The 671-nt window shown below is 71.4% G+C and carries 1 protein-coding gene; it reads left to right on the plus strand.

Going from position 1 to position 671, the window contains the following annotated elements; translation table 11 throughout:
* On the plus strand, positions 1–671 hold a 671-nt coding region (locus ABEA26_RS36180), incomplete at both ends, for a beta-ketoacyl synthase N-terminal-like domain-containing protein (RefSeq protein ID WP_345598339.1).

Here is a 671-nt window from a genome sequence, read left to right on the forward strand (position 1 = left end):
GTCCTGGGAGGCCTTCGAGCGCGCCGGCATCGACCCGAACTCGCTCAAGGGGAGCAGGACGGGGGTGTTCGCGGGCCTGATGTACCACGACTACATCAGCCAGCTGCAGTCTGTACCGGACGGCGTGGAAGGCTACTTGGGCACGGGGAACTCGGGCAGCGTCCTGTCCGGCCGCGTCTCCTACACGCTGGGCCTCGAAGGGCCCGCGGTGACGGTGGACACGGCGTGCTCGTCGTCACTGGTCGCCCTCCACTTCGCGGTGCAGGCGCTGCGGTCGGGCGAATGCTCGATGGCGCTGGCGGGCGGTGTGACGATCATGGCGACTCCTGGCACGTTCGTGGACTTCAGCCGCCAGCGCGGGCTGTCGTTCGACGGCCGCTGCAAGTCCTTCGCCGCGAGCGCGGACGGCACGGGCTGGGCCGAGGGCGCGGGCGTGCTCGTGGTGGAGCGCCTCTCCGACGCACGCCGCCTGGGACACCAAGTGCTGGCCGTCGTAAGGGGTTCCGCAGTCAACCAGGACGGCGCGAGCAGCGGCCTGACGGCGCCGAACGGCCCGTCCCAGCAGCGTGTCATCCGGCAGGCCCTGGCCGGCGCGAGGCTCGCCCCCGAACAGATCGACGCGGTGGAGGCGCACGGTACGGGTACGACGCTGGGTGACCCGATCGAGGCGC

This window comes from Streptomyces marokkonensis, assembly GCF_039539045.1.
In the GTDB taxonomy this organism is placed as follows: Bacteria; Actinomycetota; Actinomycetes; order Streptomycetales; family Streptomycetaceae; genus Streptomyces; species Streptomyces marokkonensis.